Below are 14,771 nucleotides of genomic sequence, written 5' to 3' on the forward strand. Positions count from 1 at the left end.
TGTGAAGACGTTTCTCCCGGTTCCACCACTTACCCCTGGGGGGGCTTTGACTTCTGTGGAACCCGGCCGCGCCATGCCCGCGCGCACCAAGCGCGCGCGTCGGCTCGCCGCCTGCACCGCACTCGTTCTCTCGGCCGGCATGCTGCTGGCCGCCCCGGCCTCGGCCGATGACGCGGCGTCCGCGTCGCACGGCACCACCCAGCCCCGCGTCCCCGCCGCCGACCAGCAGCCCACGCTGACGCCGCCCGGCCACACCGCGAAGAAGAAGTCGCGTGCGGCGGGCGTGGACGGCGTGAAGGCGGCGGTCGTTCCCGCCCTGCCGCGTTTCGACGTGGACGGCGACGGCTACAGCGACACGCTGTACCGCGGGATCAACGGCCACTACTACCTCGCTCCGGCGAACGGGTCGGACACGTCCGAGTTCACCGTGAACGCCGGTGACTACGAGGAGCAGCTCAAGGACGTCATCACGCCGGGCGACCTCAACGGCGACGGCTCGCCCGAGCTGCTCGCGCTGTCGGCGACCGGCACGCTCTCGATCCACCAGGTCGTGGGCACCAGCAGCACCGGCTACGCCGACTGGTCCGGCACCGGCTGGCAGAAGTACAACAAGGTCGTCGCCGCGGGTGACCTGACCGGCGACGGCCGCGGCGACCTGCTCGCCCGTACGCCGTCCGGCGACATCTACCTGTACGCCGCCACCGGCAACGTCTACGGCGCGCCCTTCAAGGCCGGCGTCAAGGTGGGCTACGGCTGGGGTTCGTACGACCAGATCGTCGGCGCGAGCGACGTCAACGGCGACGGGATCGGCGACCTCTACACCCGTACGCCCGCCGGTGACCTGTACTACTACGCGGGTACCGGGAAGGCCGCGTCGCCGTACAAGGCCCGTGTCAAGGCCGGCTACGGATACGAGACGTACAACCAGATCATCGCCGCGGACGACGCCACCGGCGACGGCCTCGGCGACCTGATGGCCCGTACGCCCGGCGGCACGCTGTACTACTACGAGTCCACCGGCTACGGCACCTTCCTCAAGCGGACGGCCGGCGGTACGGGCTGGAACGTCTCCTCCCTCTTCGCGGGCCAGGGCGGCAACCCCGACTTCGGCAAGAACGAGGTGATGGCCCGCACCAAGGGCGGGACCCTCTACTGGTACTACGCGATGAACAACGGCAAGCTGAGCGCCCGCGTCAAGGCGAGCGACAGCGGCGGCTGGGCCGGGGCGAACATCTCCTTCCCGTCGTCGCTCGACAACGACGGCATGGCCGACCTGATGGAGTCGTACGAGGGCACGCTGTACAACGAGGGCTCGTCCCTCGGCGGCGGCTGGAGCGGCTACAACGCCATCGTGGGCCCCGGTGACCTGAGCGGTGACGGCAAGGGCGACCTGCTCGGCCGCACCACGTCCGGCGACCTGTACCTGTTCAAGGGCAACGGGCAGGGCACCAAGCTCGCGTCCCGGATCAAGGTCGGCTACGGCTACAACGCGTACAACAAGATCGTCGGCGCCGGTGACCTCAGCGGCGACGGCATCGCGGACGTCGTGGCCCGCGCCAAGGACGGCACGCTCTACCTGTACAAGGGCACGGGTGTCGCCTCGAAGCCGCTCACGGGCCGCGTCAAGATCGGCACCGGCTACAACACGTACAAGCAGTTCGCCGCTCCGGGCGACCTCAACGGTGACGGCAAGGCCGACCTGATCGGCATCGACGGCAAGGGCGACGTGTACCGCTACACGTCCACCGGCACCGGCAAGATCAGCAAGCGCGTCAAGATCGGCTACGGCTGGGACATCTACAACGGCCTGTACTAGGCGTCCGAGCCGCTTCCGCGGAACGCCCCGTCCCCATGGTTCACGGGGGCGGGGCGTTGTAAGGTCTGGGCACATCCCGGGAAGGCTGCACCTTGCACGCGATGTGCCCGTGACGGTCTTCTCCGGTTCCACCACGTACCCCTGGGGGGGCTTTGTCTTCTGTGGAACCCGGCCGCTTCGTCCTGCGCTCCAAGCGCGCGCGCAGGATCGCGGCCTGCACCGCACTCGTCCTCTCCGCCGGCATGCTGCTGGCGGCTCCGGCCTCGGCCGATGTCTCGGCACCCGCCCCGGCCGGCGCGACCTCGCAGTCCACCGCCGAGCTCGGCGGGCAGCCGACGCTCGACCTGCCGAAGCCCGCGGCGAAGAAGAAGACCGGCGCCTCGGATGCGGCGGGCGCTCAGACCCCCTCCTCGGTCGTCCCGGCCAAGCCGCGCGTCGACCTGGACGGCGACGGCCGCAGCGACCAGCTGTACCGGGGCCTGGACGGTGACGTGTACGCCGTCACGGACGCGGACGGCGGCTCACACCCGTACACGATCGACAGTGCCGACGCGTTCGAGATGGCCAAGGACATCATCACGCCGGGCGACCTCGACGGCGACGGCAGGGCCGAGGTCCTGACGCTGTCGGCGACGGGCACGCTCTCGCTCCACCGGAGCCAGGGCGCGAACGGCACCGGCCCCGCCACCTGGTCGGGCAACGGCTGGCAGAAGTTCAACAAGGTCGTCGCCCCCGGCGACCTGGACGGCGACGGCCGCGGCGACCTGATCGCGCGGACGCCCGCCGGTGACGTCTACGTCTACATCTCCACCGGCACCGTGGACAGCGCGCCCTTCGCGGCCGGTGTCAAGGTGTACTCCGGCTGGGCCGTCTACGACCAGATCGTCGGCATGAACGACGTGAACGGCGACGGCATCGGGGACGTCCTGACCCGTATGCCCAACGGTGACATCTACACCTACCTCGGCACCGGTGACGCGACGGACCCGTTCAGCCGGCTCCCCAAGTCCGGCTACGGCTGGGACATCTACAACCAGATCGTCGGCTTCGACGACGTCGACGGCGACGGTTACGGCGACCTGGTGGCCCGCAAGCCCGGCGGGGACCTCTACTTCTACCCCGCCGGTGGCGACGGTGTCTCCCTCCCCCGCGAGGAGGCCGGCCAGGGCTGGAACGCCGCGGCGCTGTTCGCCGGTGCGGGCGGCAACCCGGCGTTCGGGAAGCAGGAGCTGGAGGCGCGGACCACGGGCGGCAGTCTGTACTGGTACCAGAGCCGGAACAACGAGAAGTTCTTCCCGCGTCAGCTGGACAGCTCGGACACCGGCTGGAACCAGGTGAGCCTGTCGCTGGCCTCCTCGCTGGACAACGACGGCTGGGCCGAGCTCCTCCAGGTCTACAAGGGCACGCTCTACGTCGGCGCCGAGGAGATCGGCACCGGCTGGCAGGTCTACGACAGCCTCACCGGCCCGGGTGACCTGAGCGGTGACGGCAAGGGCGATGTGCTGGCCCGCGACACCAAGGGCGACCTGTACCTGTACCAGGGCAACGGGCTCGGCACGAAGTTCGCGGCGAAGGTCAAGGTCGGCTACGGCTACGACACGTACGACAAGATCGTCGGCGCCGGTGACCTCAGCGGCGACGGCATCGCGGACGTCGTGGCCCGGGACACCGAGGGCAACCTGTACCTGTACCAGGGCACGGGCGACGCCGCCAAGCCGCTCTCGGCCCGCACCAAGATCGGCTACGGCTACGACACGTACAAGCAGTTCGCCGCTCCGGGCGACCTCGACGGTGACGGCAAGGCCGACCTGGTCGGCGTCGACGGCGCGGGCGACGTGTACCGCTACTCGTCCACCGGCACCGGCGAGATCAAGAAGCGCGCCAAGATCGGCTACGGCTGGGACATCTACAACGGCCTGTACTAGGCGTCCGAGCCGCTTCCGCGGAACGCCCCGCCCCCATGGTTCACGGGGGCGGGGCGCCGCCGTGTGTGCGAGGCTCAGCCGGTCACCGGCTCCAGGAACTCCAGCCGGTTGCCCACCGGGTCGTGGCTGTGGAAGCGGCGGTGGCCCGGCAGGTTGTCGTCCCAGACCACCTCGGCGCCGCGCTCGGCCAGCCGGGCCGCGTACGCCCCGATGTCCGTGACGCGCAGGCCCGGGTGGGCCTTGCGGGCCGGGCGGAAGTCCGGCTCGATGCCCAGGTGCAGCTGGACCGGACCGGCGGCGAACCAGCAGCCGCCCCGGGCCGCGAGCACCGGCGGCTTCGGGATCTCCGTCATGCCGAGGACGTCCCCGTAGTAGGCGCGCAGCGCGTCCTCGCTGCCGGCGGGGGCGGCGAGCTGGACGTGGTCGAGCGAGGCGATCATCAGGGCTCCCGGTGGGCGACGGCGAAGATGCGGCGGAAGGGGAGGACCGTGCCGTGCGGGCCGCGCGGATAGGCGGTGCGCAGGCGGTCGCGGTAGTCGGCGAGGAACGCGTCCAGCGCCTCCTCGTCGCCGGCGAGTGCGGTGAGGACGGGGCGCAGCCCGGTGCCCTTGACCCAGTCGAGGACGGGGTCGTCGCCCGGGAGCAGGTGGAGGTAGGTGGTCTCCCAGACATCGGCGGTGGTGCCGGGCCCGGTCAGCGCGTCCAGGTATCCCGCGGGGCTCAGCACGGCGTCCGCGTGGCGCAGCAGGCCGCCGAGGCGGGGGCGCCAGCGCGGGGACTCCGCGAGTTCGCGCATCAGGACGTGCGAGGGCTGGTCGAAGTTGCCGGGGACCTGGAGGGCGAGGGTGCCGCCGGGGAGCAGGGCGTCCAGCCAGAGCGGCAGGCGGGCGGCGTGGCCGGGGACCCACTGGAGCAGGGCGTTGGAGACGATCAGGCCGTACGGCTCGGAGGGCGTCCAGACGGCCGCGTCGGCCTCGGCGAAGTCCAGCAGCTCCGTGGCGTGGGCGCGGGCCCGTGCCAGCATCTGCGGGGAGCTGTCGTAGCCGGTGATCCGGGCGTGCGGCCAGCGTTCGGCGAGCAGGGCGGTGACGTTGCCGGCGCCGCAGCCGAGGTCGGCGATGCGGGGCGCGGGGGTGTCTCCGGGGCTGTTGGGCGGGTCGGGGACGCGGGCCAGGAGGTCGTGGAAGGGGCGGGTGCGGTGGTCCGCGTGGCGCAGGTACTGCTGCGGGTCCCAGAGGGGTGCGGTCATGGGCTCCAGGATCGACGGCAGGTATCTTGATGTCAAGACACTCGAATTCAAGAGACTTCATGTCGACAGACCATCTACACTGATCCACATGGAGGACGAGGTCGACCGTCTGGTCGCTGCATGGCGCCGCGAGCGCCCCGACCTCGACGTGGAACCGCTCGAGGTCCTCAGCCGCGTCTCCCGCCTGGCCCGGCACCTCGACCGGGCCCGCCGCATCGCCTTCGCCGAGCACCAGCTCGAACCGTGGGAGTTCGACGTCCTCACGTCGCTGCGCCGGGCCGGCGCCCCCTACCAGCTCTCCCCCGGCCAGCTGCTCACCCAGACCCTGGTCACCTCGGGCACGATGACCAACCGCATCGACCGCCTCACCAAGAAGAACCTGGTCGAGCGGCTGCCCGACCCCAGCGACCGGCGCGGCGTCCTGGTCCGGCTCACCGCCGAGGGCCGCGACAAGGCCGACCAGTCCCTGGCGGGCCTCCTCGCCCAGGAGCGCGCCATCCTCGGCGAGCTCTCCCGTCAGCAGCGCGCCGAACTGGCCGGGCTGCTACGCCAGTTGACCGCCCCGTTCGACAACATCCCCGGGTAGCGCCGGCTCCTCCAGGTCGGCGGGGCCGACGCCCGCGCGTCTGGCCAGCGCCACGGCGGCCAGCGTCGAGTGCACGCCCAGCTTCCCCAGCACGTTCTGCATGTGCGTCCGCACGGTGTGCGGAGACAGGAACAACCGCTCCGCGACCGCCTTGCGGCCCAGGCCCGCCACCATGCACCGCAGCACCTCGCGCTCGCGCGGGGTCAGCGACTCGACCAGCTTCTCGCTCTCGGTGCGGTGCTTGCGGTCGGCCAGCAGCTCGCGCAGCACCCCCGTCAGCAGGGCGGCGGGCAGATGCGTCTCGTCGCGCAGCACCCCCCGGATCACCGCAAGCAGCCGTTGCAGCGAGCTGTCCTTGGCGACCCAGCCGCAGGCCCCGGCCTGGAGGGCGAGCGCGGCCCGGGCCGGGTCGTCCTTCTCGGCGAGCACCACCGTACGCACCGAGGGACGCGCCAGGCGGACCGCGCCGACCAGGGCGATCCCGTCGAACGGGCCGGAGCGGCCCGGTCCTGAGCGCGGGGCGGGCACCGGCACCGGGCCGGCGCCGGTGCGGGCGGGCGCGGTGACGGCGCCCAGCTCCGCGTCGGCCAGCAGCACGTCGTACCCCCGGCCCTCGGCCGCCGCGCGCTCCAGACAGCGCAGCGCCGCCGGGCCGCTGCCGGCCGCGGCCACCTCGACGTCCGGCTCGGCCGCGAGTGCGGCGGCCAGTGATTCGGCGAAGATCCGGTGGTCGTCCACCACGAGAACCCGGATACGGGCCACAGGCACCCCCATGCTGTGTGTGACGGGGCGCACGACGCAGGCCCCCCGCCGCGCTGTGCATCAGCGTACGGGCGGGGGACCGGAGGAACGGGAAAATGGCAGAACTTGTCCGGGGGCGCGGCCCAAGGTGGATCGCATGTTCCATCTTGCGACAGAAGTGGACACGGAACGGCGTGCCCGGCTGCTGCGGGTCGACACCGCGCACCGGGGTTCCGGCCCCGGCGCGCGGCTGCTCGCCGAGGCGGAACGAGTGGCCCGGGAGGACCGGGACCGCGCCCGCTCCCGGGTGGGGGCCTGGGACTTCCAGGCCCCCGGCTTCTCCCGGAAGCAGGGGTGCGAGGTGTGCGGACAGGCCGAGGGCTTCCCGCCGGGCGTCACGCAGTTCACCCTCACCGAGCAGCTCCGCCGACCCCGGTCAGACCAGCCGGCGCGCCCCGGCCGACGGCACCGCGGGAAAGACGCCGGGGGTGCCGTAGCCGGCCGCGGTGAACGCCTCCAGGACGGACTTGGTCACCGCCTCCGCCCGCGCCTCCTCGACCAGCACGATCGCCGAGCCGCCGAAGCCGCCCCCGGTCATCCGGGCCCCGAGCGCCCCGGCCGCGTTGGCCGCCTCGACCACGAGGTCGAGCTCCACGCAGGAGACCCGCAGGTCGTCGCGGAGCGAGACGTGCCCCGCCGTGAGGACCGGGCCCGCCGCGCGCACGTCGCCCGCGTCGAGCAGCGCGATGACCTGCTCGACGCGCTGGTTGTCGCCGACCACATGGCGCACGTACCGCACCACCGACTCGTCCGCGCCGGACTCCGCGAGCCGGTCCAGGGCGGTGCCCAGCTCCTCGTACGGCAGGTCGCGCAGGGTGGGTATGCCGAGCAGGCGGGCGCCCTCCTCGCAGCCGGCCCGGCGCTCCGCGTACGCCCCGTCGCCGAGCGCGTGCTTGACGCGGGTGTCGACCACCAGGAGCCGCAGCCCGTGCGCGGCCAGGTCGAAGGGCACCTGGCAGCGGCCGAGGTCCCGGGTGTCCAGGTGCAGGGCGTGGCCCTCGGTGCAGCAGGCGGACGCCATCTGGTCCATGACCCCGCAGGGGACGCCGACGAACGCGTTCTCGGCGCGCTGGGCGAGGACCGCGAGCTCCGCCGCGTCGAGGCCGAGGCCGAAGAGGTCGTTGAGGGCGAGGGCGGTGACCACTTCGAGGGCGGCGGACGAGGAGAGCCCGGCGCCCGTGGGGACGGTGGAGGTCAGCTGGATGTCGGCGCCGGTGACCTCGTGGCCCGCCTCGCGCAGCGCCCAGACGACGCCGGCCGGGTAGGCGGCCCAGCCGTGGCCCTCGTGCGGGGTCAGCCCGTCCACGCGGAGCCGGACGACGCCGCCGGGCACATCGGTGGAGTGCAGCCGCAGTTCGCCGTCGGTGCGGCGGGCGACCGCGGCGCGCGCGGTGTGCGGGAGGGCGAGCGGCATGACGAAGCCGTCGTTGAAGTCGGTGTACTCGCCGATCAGGTTGACCCGGCCGGGTGCGGCCCAGATCCCCTCGGGCTCGCTTCCGTACAGCGCGGTGAAGGAAGCGGTGAGCTCTGTGTGGTCCTCGGTCATGGTGCGGTGGGCTCCTCTCGGCGGGCGAACGTCCAGGCGTCGGAGACGATTCCGGCCAGGTCGGCGCGGGACGGCTGCCAGCCGAGCCGCTCCCTGGCGGTGGCGGCGGAGGCGACGAGGACGGCCGGGTCGCCGGCGCGGCGCGGGGCCGCGGTCTCGGGGACGGGGTGGCCGGTGACCTCGCGGACCGTCTCGATGACCTCGCGGACCGAGAAGCCGTTGCCGTTGCCGAGGTTGCAGATCAGGTGCTCGCCCGGGGCCGCGGCGTCGAGGGCGAGGAGGTGCGCCTCGGCCAGGTCCGCGACGTGGATGTAGTCGCGGACGCAGGTGCCGTCCGGGGTCGGGTAGTCGTCGCCGTAGACGGAGATCGACTCGCGCTGTCCGAGGGCGACCTGGAGCACCAGCGGGATGAGGTGGGACTCGGGGCTGTGCCGCTCGCCGCAGTCCCCGTAGGCCCCGGCCACGTTGAAGTAGCGCAGCGAGACGGCGGCCAGGCCGTGCGCGGCGGCCTCCCCGGTGATCATGTGGTCGACGGCGAGCTTGGTCGCACCGTACGGGCTGGTCGGGGCGGTGGGGTCGGTCTCCGTGATGGGGCTGGAGACCGGCTCGCCGTAGGTCGCGGCGGTGGAGGAGAAGACCAGGGTGCGCACCCCGGCGTCGCGCATCGCGGCGAGCAGGGCGGTGGAGCCGCCGACGTTGTTGAGCCAGTACTTCTCGGGGTCGGTGACGGACTCGCCGACCTGGGAGTACGCGGCGAAGTGGAGGACCCCGTCGTAGGAGGGGTCGAGCCACTTCGCGGCGTCCTGGACGCGGCCCTCGATGAAGTCGGCCCCGGCCGGGACGCCCTCGCGGAAGCCGGTGGAGAGGTCGTCGAGGACGGTGACGGTGTGGCCGGCCTCCAGGAGGTGCTGGGCGACGACACTGCCCACGTAACCGGCACCGCCGGTGACCAGGTACTTCTTCGGGGTCTTGCTCACTGGCTCGCTACCTCTCGCAGTCGCTGGGCCGCGGTCTCCGGCGGCACGTCGTTGATGAACACGCTCATGCCGGATTCGGAACCCGCGAGGAACTTCAGCTTGCCGGAGGTCCGTCGGATGGTGAAAAGCTCGAGGTGGAGACCGAAGTCCTCGCGCCCGGGGACCTCGAACGGCGCCTGGTGCCAGGCGGAGATGTACGGGGTCGGCGGCTCTCCGGGTCCGAAGATCCGGTCGAATCGCCTCAACAGTTCCAGATAGACCTGGGGGAACTCCGTGCGCGCCTCCTCGTCCAGCTCCCGCAGGTCGGCGACGCGGCGGCGCGGGTGGAGGTGGACCTCGTACGGCCAGTGGGCCGCGTACGGGACGAAGGCGATCCAGTGCGCGGTGGCGAGCACGATCCGGGAGCCGTCCTCCTCCTCGCGGGCGATCACGTCGTCGAAGAGGTTGCGGCCGGTCTTCGCGTGGTGGGCGGCCATCGAGCGGAGCATCAGCTCGGTGCGCGGGGTGACGAAGGGGTAGCCGTAGATCTGGCCGTGCGGGTGGCCGAGCGTGACGCCGATCTCGGCGCCCCGGTTCTCGAAGCAGAACACCTGCTTGACCTGCGGGAGCGCGGCCAGGGCCGCGGTGCGGTCGGTCCAGGCGTCCAGGACGAGCCCCGCCTGCTCCTCGGTGAGGTCGGCGAACGAGGCGTCGTGGTCGGAGGTGAAGCAGACGACCTCGCAGCGGCCGGAGTCGCCGGCGAGCGAGGGGAAGCGGTTCTCGAAGACGGCGACGTCGTAGTCGGGCTCCGGGATCTCGCTCTGCCGGCCCTCGCGCGAGGGGCACAGCGGGCACTCGTCGGCGGGCGGGTGGTAGGTCCGGCCCTGGCGGTGCGAGGCGATGGCCACGCTGTCGCCGAGGAGGGGGTCGCGCCGGATCTCGGACGAGGTGGAGACGGCGTCGAGGGGGCGCGTGTCGACGGCCTCGCGCACGAGGTCGTCGCGGCTGTCGTAGTAGATCAGCTCCCGGCCGTCGGCGAGCGTCGTAACCGTCTTCTTCACCAGACTCCTCCCACCAAACATAAGCCAACACAATGAACCACAAGTCAACAGATGCGTCAATGAGTCGACGGCGGGGGCATACGGGCGATGCACGGGAGATCACGGCCGCTTGAAGGCAGTGGTTCCACCAATACGATCACAAACAAACAAAGAACCTCTGGGGAACTGTTCACTTTCTGAACACAAGAGCGTAGTTTCCTTCGAGTTCAGTTCGCGCAACGAAGCGAGACCCCCACATGCAAAATCTGGCAGCAGAGCTCCGGCTCCCCACGAACGGGCTCGACTACACGATCCTGGCGATCTACTTCGTCGTGGTGCTCGGCATCGGCTTCGCCGCCCGGGCGAGTGTCAAGACCAGCCTCGACTTCTTCCTCTCCGGACGGTCACTGCCTGCATGGGTGACCGGTCTGGCCTTCGTGGCGGCGAACCTCGGCGCCACCGAGATCCTCGGCATGGCGGCGACGGGCGCGCAGTACGGCGTCGCGGTGGTGCACTGGTACTGGATCGGCGCCATCCCCGCGATGGTCTTCCTCGGCCTCGTGATGATGCCGTTCTACTACCGCTCGAAGGTGCGCTCGGTGCCGGAGTTCCTGCTCCAGCGCTTCGACAAGTCCGCGCACCTGCTGAGCTCCATACTCTTCGCCTTCTCGGCGATCCTGATCGCGGGCGTGAACCTGTACGCCCTGTCGATCGTCGTGGAGGCGCTCCTCGGCTGGCCGCAGTGGGTCGCGATCGTCGTCGCGGGCCTCTTCGTCCTCGTCTACATCACGATCGGCGGGCTCTCCTCCGCGATCTACAACGAGGTGCTCCAGTTCTTCGTCATCCTCGCCGCGCTGATCCCGCTGACCCTGCTGGGCCTCAAGCGCGTCGGCGGCTGGGACGGGCTGAGCGATTCACTGACGTCGAAGCACGGCTCCAACTTCATGTCGGCCTGGGGCGGCACGGGCATCGGTGACGCCAACCCGCTCGGCGCCAACTGGCTGACGATCATCCTCGGCCTCGGCTTCGTGCTCTCCTTCGGCTACTGGACGACGAACTTCGCCGAGGTGCAGCGCGCCCTGTCCGCGAAGAACCTCTCAGCCGCCCAGCGCACCCCGCTGATCGCGGCCTTCCCGAAGATGTTCATCGTCTTCGCCGTGATGATCCCGGGCCTGGTCGCCGCCGTGGTCGTGCCGAACATCGGCACCGACGGCTCCGGCACCACGTACAACGACGCGATCCCGCTGCTGATGCGCGAGCTGCTGCCGAACGGTGTGCTCGGCATCGCGGTGACCGGTCTGCTGGCCGCGTTCATGGCGGGCATGGCCGCCAACGTCTCGTCCTTCAACACCGTGTTCACCACGGACATCTGGGCGCGGTACGTGAAGAAGGACCAGTCGGACGCGTACTACCTGCGCTTCGGCCGGCTGATCACGGCGCTCGGCGTGCTGGCCTCCATCGGCACCGCGTTCATCGCCGCCAGCTTCTCGAACATCATGAGCTACCTCCAGACGCTCTTCTCGTTCTTCAACGTCCCGCTCTTCGTCGTCTTCATCATCGGCATGTTCTGGAAGCGCGCCTCGATGAAGTCCGGTGTCTGGGGCCTGCTCGCGGGCACCACGGCCGCGATGGTCAACTACTTCGTCATCTACAAGCAGGGTGTCATCGACATCCCGAGCGACCAGGGCGCCAACTTCGTCTCCGCGATCGTCGGATTCGTCGCCGGCGCGGTCGTCATGATCGCGGTCACGCTCTTCACCGCGCCCAAGCCCGAGGCCGAACTCGCCGGCCTCGTCTACGGAACCGAGGCCCCGGGCGCCCCCGAGGTGCCCGAGGAGGGCGACAGCGCCTGGTACCGCAGGCCCGCACTCCTGGGCTGGGGAGCCATCGTGCTCGCCGCCCTGTGCTACGTCCCCTACTCGTTCTGATCGGAGTAACCCACCATGCCCGACCTGCACAAGGAAGTCTCCGACCTGGAGCAGAAGTCCGCCACGGCGGCCCGCCTCTTCGACATCCGGCGGATCATCGGCGGCCTCTTCGTGGTCTACGGGATCATCGTGACGATCGCCGGGATCAGCCCGTCCGACGAGGACCTGAAGAAGGCCCAGGGCGTCCACATCAACCTCTGGACCGGCCTCGCCATGCTGGTGCTCGGCCTGTTCTTCCTGGTCTGGATGAAGCTGCGCCCGGCGCAGGCCCCGGAGCCCGCGCCGGAGGACACCACCCCGGCGAGCTAGTACGCCTGACGTGACAGGGGCCGGACACCGTCAGCCGACGGGGTCCGGCCCCTGGCGTGTCACCGCCGCCCGGTCCAGCAGACCGGTCCGGGCGGCCAGGGCGGCGGCCTCCAGCCGGGAGCCGACGCCGAGCTTCATCAGGACCCGCTGGACGTGGGTGCGGGCGGTGCTCGGCGCGATCCGCATCCCGGCCGCGATCAGCCGGGTGTCCTCGCCCTCCGCGACCCGGACCAGCACCTCGACCTCGCGCGGGGTGAGCAGCCGCAGCAGCCGGCGGCCCTCGTCGTCCGGCTGGGCCACCGGGTCGAGCAGTTCGGCGAAGGCCCCCTGGAGGAGCTGGGGCGCGATGGCCGCCTCCCCGGCCCTGGCCTTCACCATGGCGCGCTCCACGCCCTCGATCCGCTCGTCGTGCCGGACGTACCCGGCGGCCCCGGCCGCGAACGCGGCGGCGATCCCGCGCGGGCTGGGGACCGGGCCGAGCACGACCACCGCGGTCTGCGGGCGCTCGCGCCGGATCCGGACGACGGGATCGAACGTGCCGGGCACGGCGGGCGACGCGGTGCCGAACAGGCAGACCTCCGGAGCCCGCCCGACGACGAGGTCCGCCGCCCCGGTGGTGGGCGCGGCGGCGGCCAGCACGCGGTGGCCGCGCAGCTTCAGCGCCGAGGCCAGCGCCTCGGCGAGCAGTCGGTGGTCGTCCACCACCATCAGCCGGACACCCATCGCCCCATTCCCCCCGTCACCACGGCACGGGCCCCCCGGCCCTCCAGGGCCTGCAAGTTACACGGCCGGATACGCGTGTGGGGGTGGAACCGGCCGGTTCCACCCCCACACGTGATGCGGGCTCAGCTGGTGCGGAAGGACACCACCAGGTACTCCTTGTCGTCCAGCGAGCTCTTGCGCGGTGCGCTGATCATCGTCTTGGAGATGAAGAAGCGTCCCTGCTCGTAGAGGAACTCCGAGTAGTCCGCGGTGAAGCTGCTCTCCGCGTCCCGGACGGCCTTGTCGGACGGGTTGCGCATCAGGACCGTCTGCTCGAAGGTGCTGCCGTCGATGGAGACGATCTCACCGCCCTTGTCGTACGGGGGTTCCCGGTACGCGATGATGTTCTTGCCGTCCATGCGCAGCGGGAACATCGTGAACTTCTCGCCCGCGTCGGCGCGGTCGCCGGTCTGCTTGCCGGTGGTGAGGTCGAAGGAGACGATCTCGTTCGTCCGGCTGAAGCTCTCGCCGGTGCCCTCGTGCTCCTCGGTCGGCAGGTAGATGCGGTTGTTGCCGACGGCGAGGTGCTGGCACTGCTCGACCTCGGTGGAGCCGCACCGGGCCGCGTACTTCTCGGCGTCGGCGGAGATGCGGATCTTCAGCTTGCCGGTGGCCTCGTCGATCGAGAAGAAGTCCGAGATGCTGCTGCCGTCGCCCGCGGTCTCGCCGACGTCGGCGGCGACGACGAGCGGCTTGGTGGAGACGATGCTCGCGTAGTCGACACCGGCCGGCATCTTGTACGAGGAGATCGGGGCGCCCGTCGTCGGGTTCAGCGCCTGGATGGTGAGCTGCGGGTCGTCGTACGAACCGCACTTGCGGACCACGGCCAGGGCCTCGCCGCCGCCGTACCCCGCGTCGTAGCAGTTGTCGGTGCTGACCTTCGGCTTCCAGAGTTCGGCACCGGTGTCCAGCTTGAAGGCGGCGCCGCCGCCGGTGCCGCCGGCGGCGACCGTGGTGCCGCTGAGGGTGACCTCGTCGAAGCGGACCGGCCGGTCACCGCTGGTGGAGGCGGTGACCGACTTGCTCCACAGCAGCTTGCCGGTGGCCAGGTCGAGGCCGCCCACCTTGTTGCACTGCTGGTAGGGCTTGGCCTTCGTGGGCTTGGCCTCCTCGAAGAGGATGGCGGTCCTGTAGTCCTTGCTCATGTGCCGGGAGGCGGCGCAGACCTGGCCGTCCAGCGGGATCGACCAGAGCTTGGTGCCCTTGTCCAGGTCGTAGCCGACGATCTCGGTGACGCCCGTCTTCACGTACGCCTTGTCGGTGATCCAGGAGCCGTCGACGGTGGTGGTGTCGGTGACCTTGGGCGGCGGGAGCTGGAAGCCGACGGTCGAGTCGACGTTCGCCGGGGCCTTCTCCTTGCCGCCGGTGGAGCCGCCCTTCCCGCCCTCGCCGCCCTTGCCTCCCTTGTTCTCGCCGGAGGTGCCGGCGGAGGAGCCCGCCTCGTCCTTCTTGCCGTCGCCACCGCTGGAGGCGTACCAGATGCCGCCGCCGACGATCAGGGCGACCGCGACCACGGCGGCGACGATGATCTGTGCCTGGGTGGAGAACTTCTTCCCGCTCCCGCCCTGCTGCGGCGGCTGGTGGGCCGGCTGCATCGGTGCGGTCGGGTAGCCGTACGGCTGCTGCTGGCCCTGCTGCGGGAAGCCGTAGCCGGGCTGCGTGGGCGGCTGGCCCTGCGGGAAGCCGTAGCCGGGCTGGGTGGGGGGCTGGGGCGGCTGGCCCTGCGGGAAGCCGTAGCCCGGCTGGGTGGGCGGCTGCGGGTAGCCGTAGTCCGGCTGCTGCTGGGGCGGGCCGGGCGGCGGCGGGGGCGGGGCGCCGAAGCCACCGGCGGGCGGGTCCTGCGGGGCGCCGAA

At 71.2% G+C, this 14,771-nt stretch carries 13 protein-coding genes; 5 read left to right on the forward strand and 8 right to left on the reverse strand.

Annotation, left to right across the window (positions count from 1 at the left end; translation table 11 throughout):
* Positions 1-73 precede the first annotated feature (73 nt).
* Positions 74-1,816 (forward strand): VCBS repeat-containing protein, encoded by a 1,743-nt coding sequence (locus G3I41_RS21540; protein ID WP_164402044.1) that lies wholly within the window; start codon positions 74-76, stop codon positions 1,814-1,816.
* A 161-nt stretch (positions 1,817-1,977) separates the two neighbouring features.
* Positions 1,978-3,741, forward strand: coding sequence for an FG-GAP-like repeat-containing protein (locus tag G3I41_RS21545; RefSeq protein WP_164402054.1), 1,764 nt, complete (start codon positions 1,978-1,980; stop codon positions 3,739-3,741).
* Positions 3,742-3,815: 74 nt separating this feature from the next.
* On the opposite strand, the gene G3I41_RS21550 is transcribed toward G3I41_RS21545, so the two are convergent.
* Positions 3,816-4,181, reverse strand: a complete 366-nt coding sequence (locus G3I41_RS21550; RefSeq protein WP_164402045.1) for a VOC family protein — start codon at positions 4,179-4,181, stop codon at positions 3,816-3,818.
* Positions 4,181-4,990, reverse strand: a complete 810-nt coding sequence (locus G3I41_RS21555) for a trans-aconitate 2-methyltransferase (RefSeq protein WP_164402046.1) — start codon at positions 4,988-4,990, stop codon at positions 4,181-4,183. The genes G3I41_RS21550 and G3I41_RS21555 overlap by 1 nt, the downstream gene beginning before the upstream one ends.
* 88 nt (positions 4,991-5,078) lie before the next feature.
* On the opposite strand from G3I41_RS21555, the gene G3I41_RS21560 reads away from it, so the two are divergent.
* Complete coding sequence (locus G3I41_RS21560; protein WP_073864884.1) at positions 5,079-5,576, forward strand: MarR family transcriptional regulator; 498 nt, start codon at positions 5,079-5,081, stop codon at positions 5,574-5,576.
* Here G3I41_RS21560 and G3I41_RS21565 read toward each other — a convergent pair.
* The 4 genes from G3I41_RS21565 to galT all read right to left on the reverse strand — a co-directional run bounded on the left by G3I41_RS21565 (position 5,535) and on the right by galT (position 9,940).
* Entirely contained in the window at positions 5,535-6,338 is an 804-nt protein-coding gene (locus tag G3I41_RS21565; RefSeq protein WP_343242201.1) for a response regulator transcription factor, read from the reverse strand. The two genes, G3I41_RS21560 and G3I41_RS21565, sit on opposite strands and share 42 nt — an antisense overlap.
* 415 nt (positions 6,339-6,753) lie before the next feature.
* On the reverse strand, positions 6,754-7,923 hold the full coding sequence (galK, locus tag G3I41_RS21570; RefSeq protein ID WP_164402048.1) for a galactokinase: 1,170 nt from the start codon (positions 7,921-7,923) through the stop codon (positions 6,754-6,756).
* The gene (gene galE / locus G3I41_RS21575) at positions 7,920-8,900 is read right to left on the reverse strand and encodes a UDP-glucose 4-epimerase GalE (RefSeq protein ID WP_164402049.1); all 981 of its coding nucleotides are present in this window, start codon (positions 8,898-8,900) and stop codon (positions 7,920-7,922) included. The genes galK and galE overlap by 4 nt, the downstream gene beginning before the upstream one ends.
* Positions 8,897-9,940 (reverse strand): galactose-1-phosphate uridylyltransferase, encoded by a 1,044-nt coding sequence (gene galT / locus G3I41_RS21580; protein ID WP_164402050.1) that lies wholly within the window; start codon positions 9,938-9,940, stop codon positions 8,897-8,899. Before galT ends, galE begins: the two co-directional genes overlap by 4 nt.
* Positions 9,941-10,176: 236 nt before the next feature.
* Here galT and G3I41_RS21585 point away from each other — a divergent pair, with 236 nt between their 5' ends.
* Positions 10,177-11,847 carry a sodium:solute symporter family protein gene (locus G3I41_RS21585; RefSeq protein ID WP_164402051.1) on the forward strand — a complete coding sequence of 557 codons (1,671 nt, stop codon included), beginning with the start codon at positions 10,177-10,179 and terminating at the stop codon, positions 11,845-11,847.
* A gap of 15 nt (positions 11,848-11,862) precedes the next feature.
* Complete coding sequence (locus G3I41_RS21590; protein WP_164402052.1) at positions 11,863-12,156, forward strand: hypothetical protein; 294 nt, start codon at positions 11,863-11,865, stop codon at positions 12,154-12,156.
* Between the two features lie 30 nt (positions 12,157-12,186).
* On the opposite strand, the gene G3I41_RS21595 is transcribed toward G3I41_RS21590, so the two are convergent.
* Positions 12,187-12,879, reverse strand: coding sequence for a LuxR C-terminal-related transcriptional regulator (locus G3I41_RS21595; RefSeq protein ID WP_073968595.1), 693 nt, complete (start codon positions 12,877-12,879; stop codon positions 12,187-12,189).
* 122 nt (positions 12,880-13,001) lie between these two features.
* On the reverse strand, positions 13,002-14,771 hold a 1,770-nt coding region (locus G3I41_RS21600; protein WP_164402053.1), incomplete at its 5' end, for a PQQ-binding-like beta-propeller repeat protein.

The sequence above is a fragment of the Streptomyces sp. SID9727 genome, assembly GCF_010550605.1.
GTDB lineage: Bacteria > Actinomycetota > Actinomycetes > Streptomycetales > Streptomycetaceae > Streptomyces.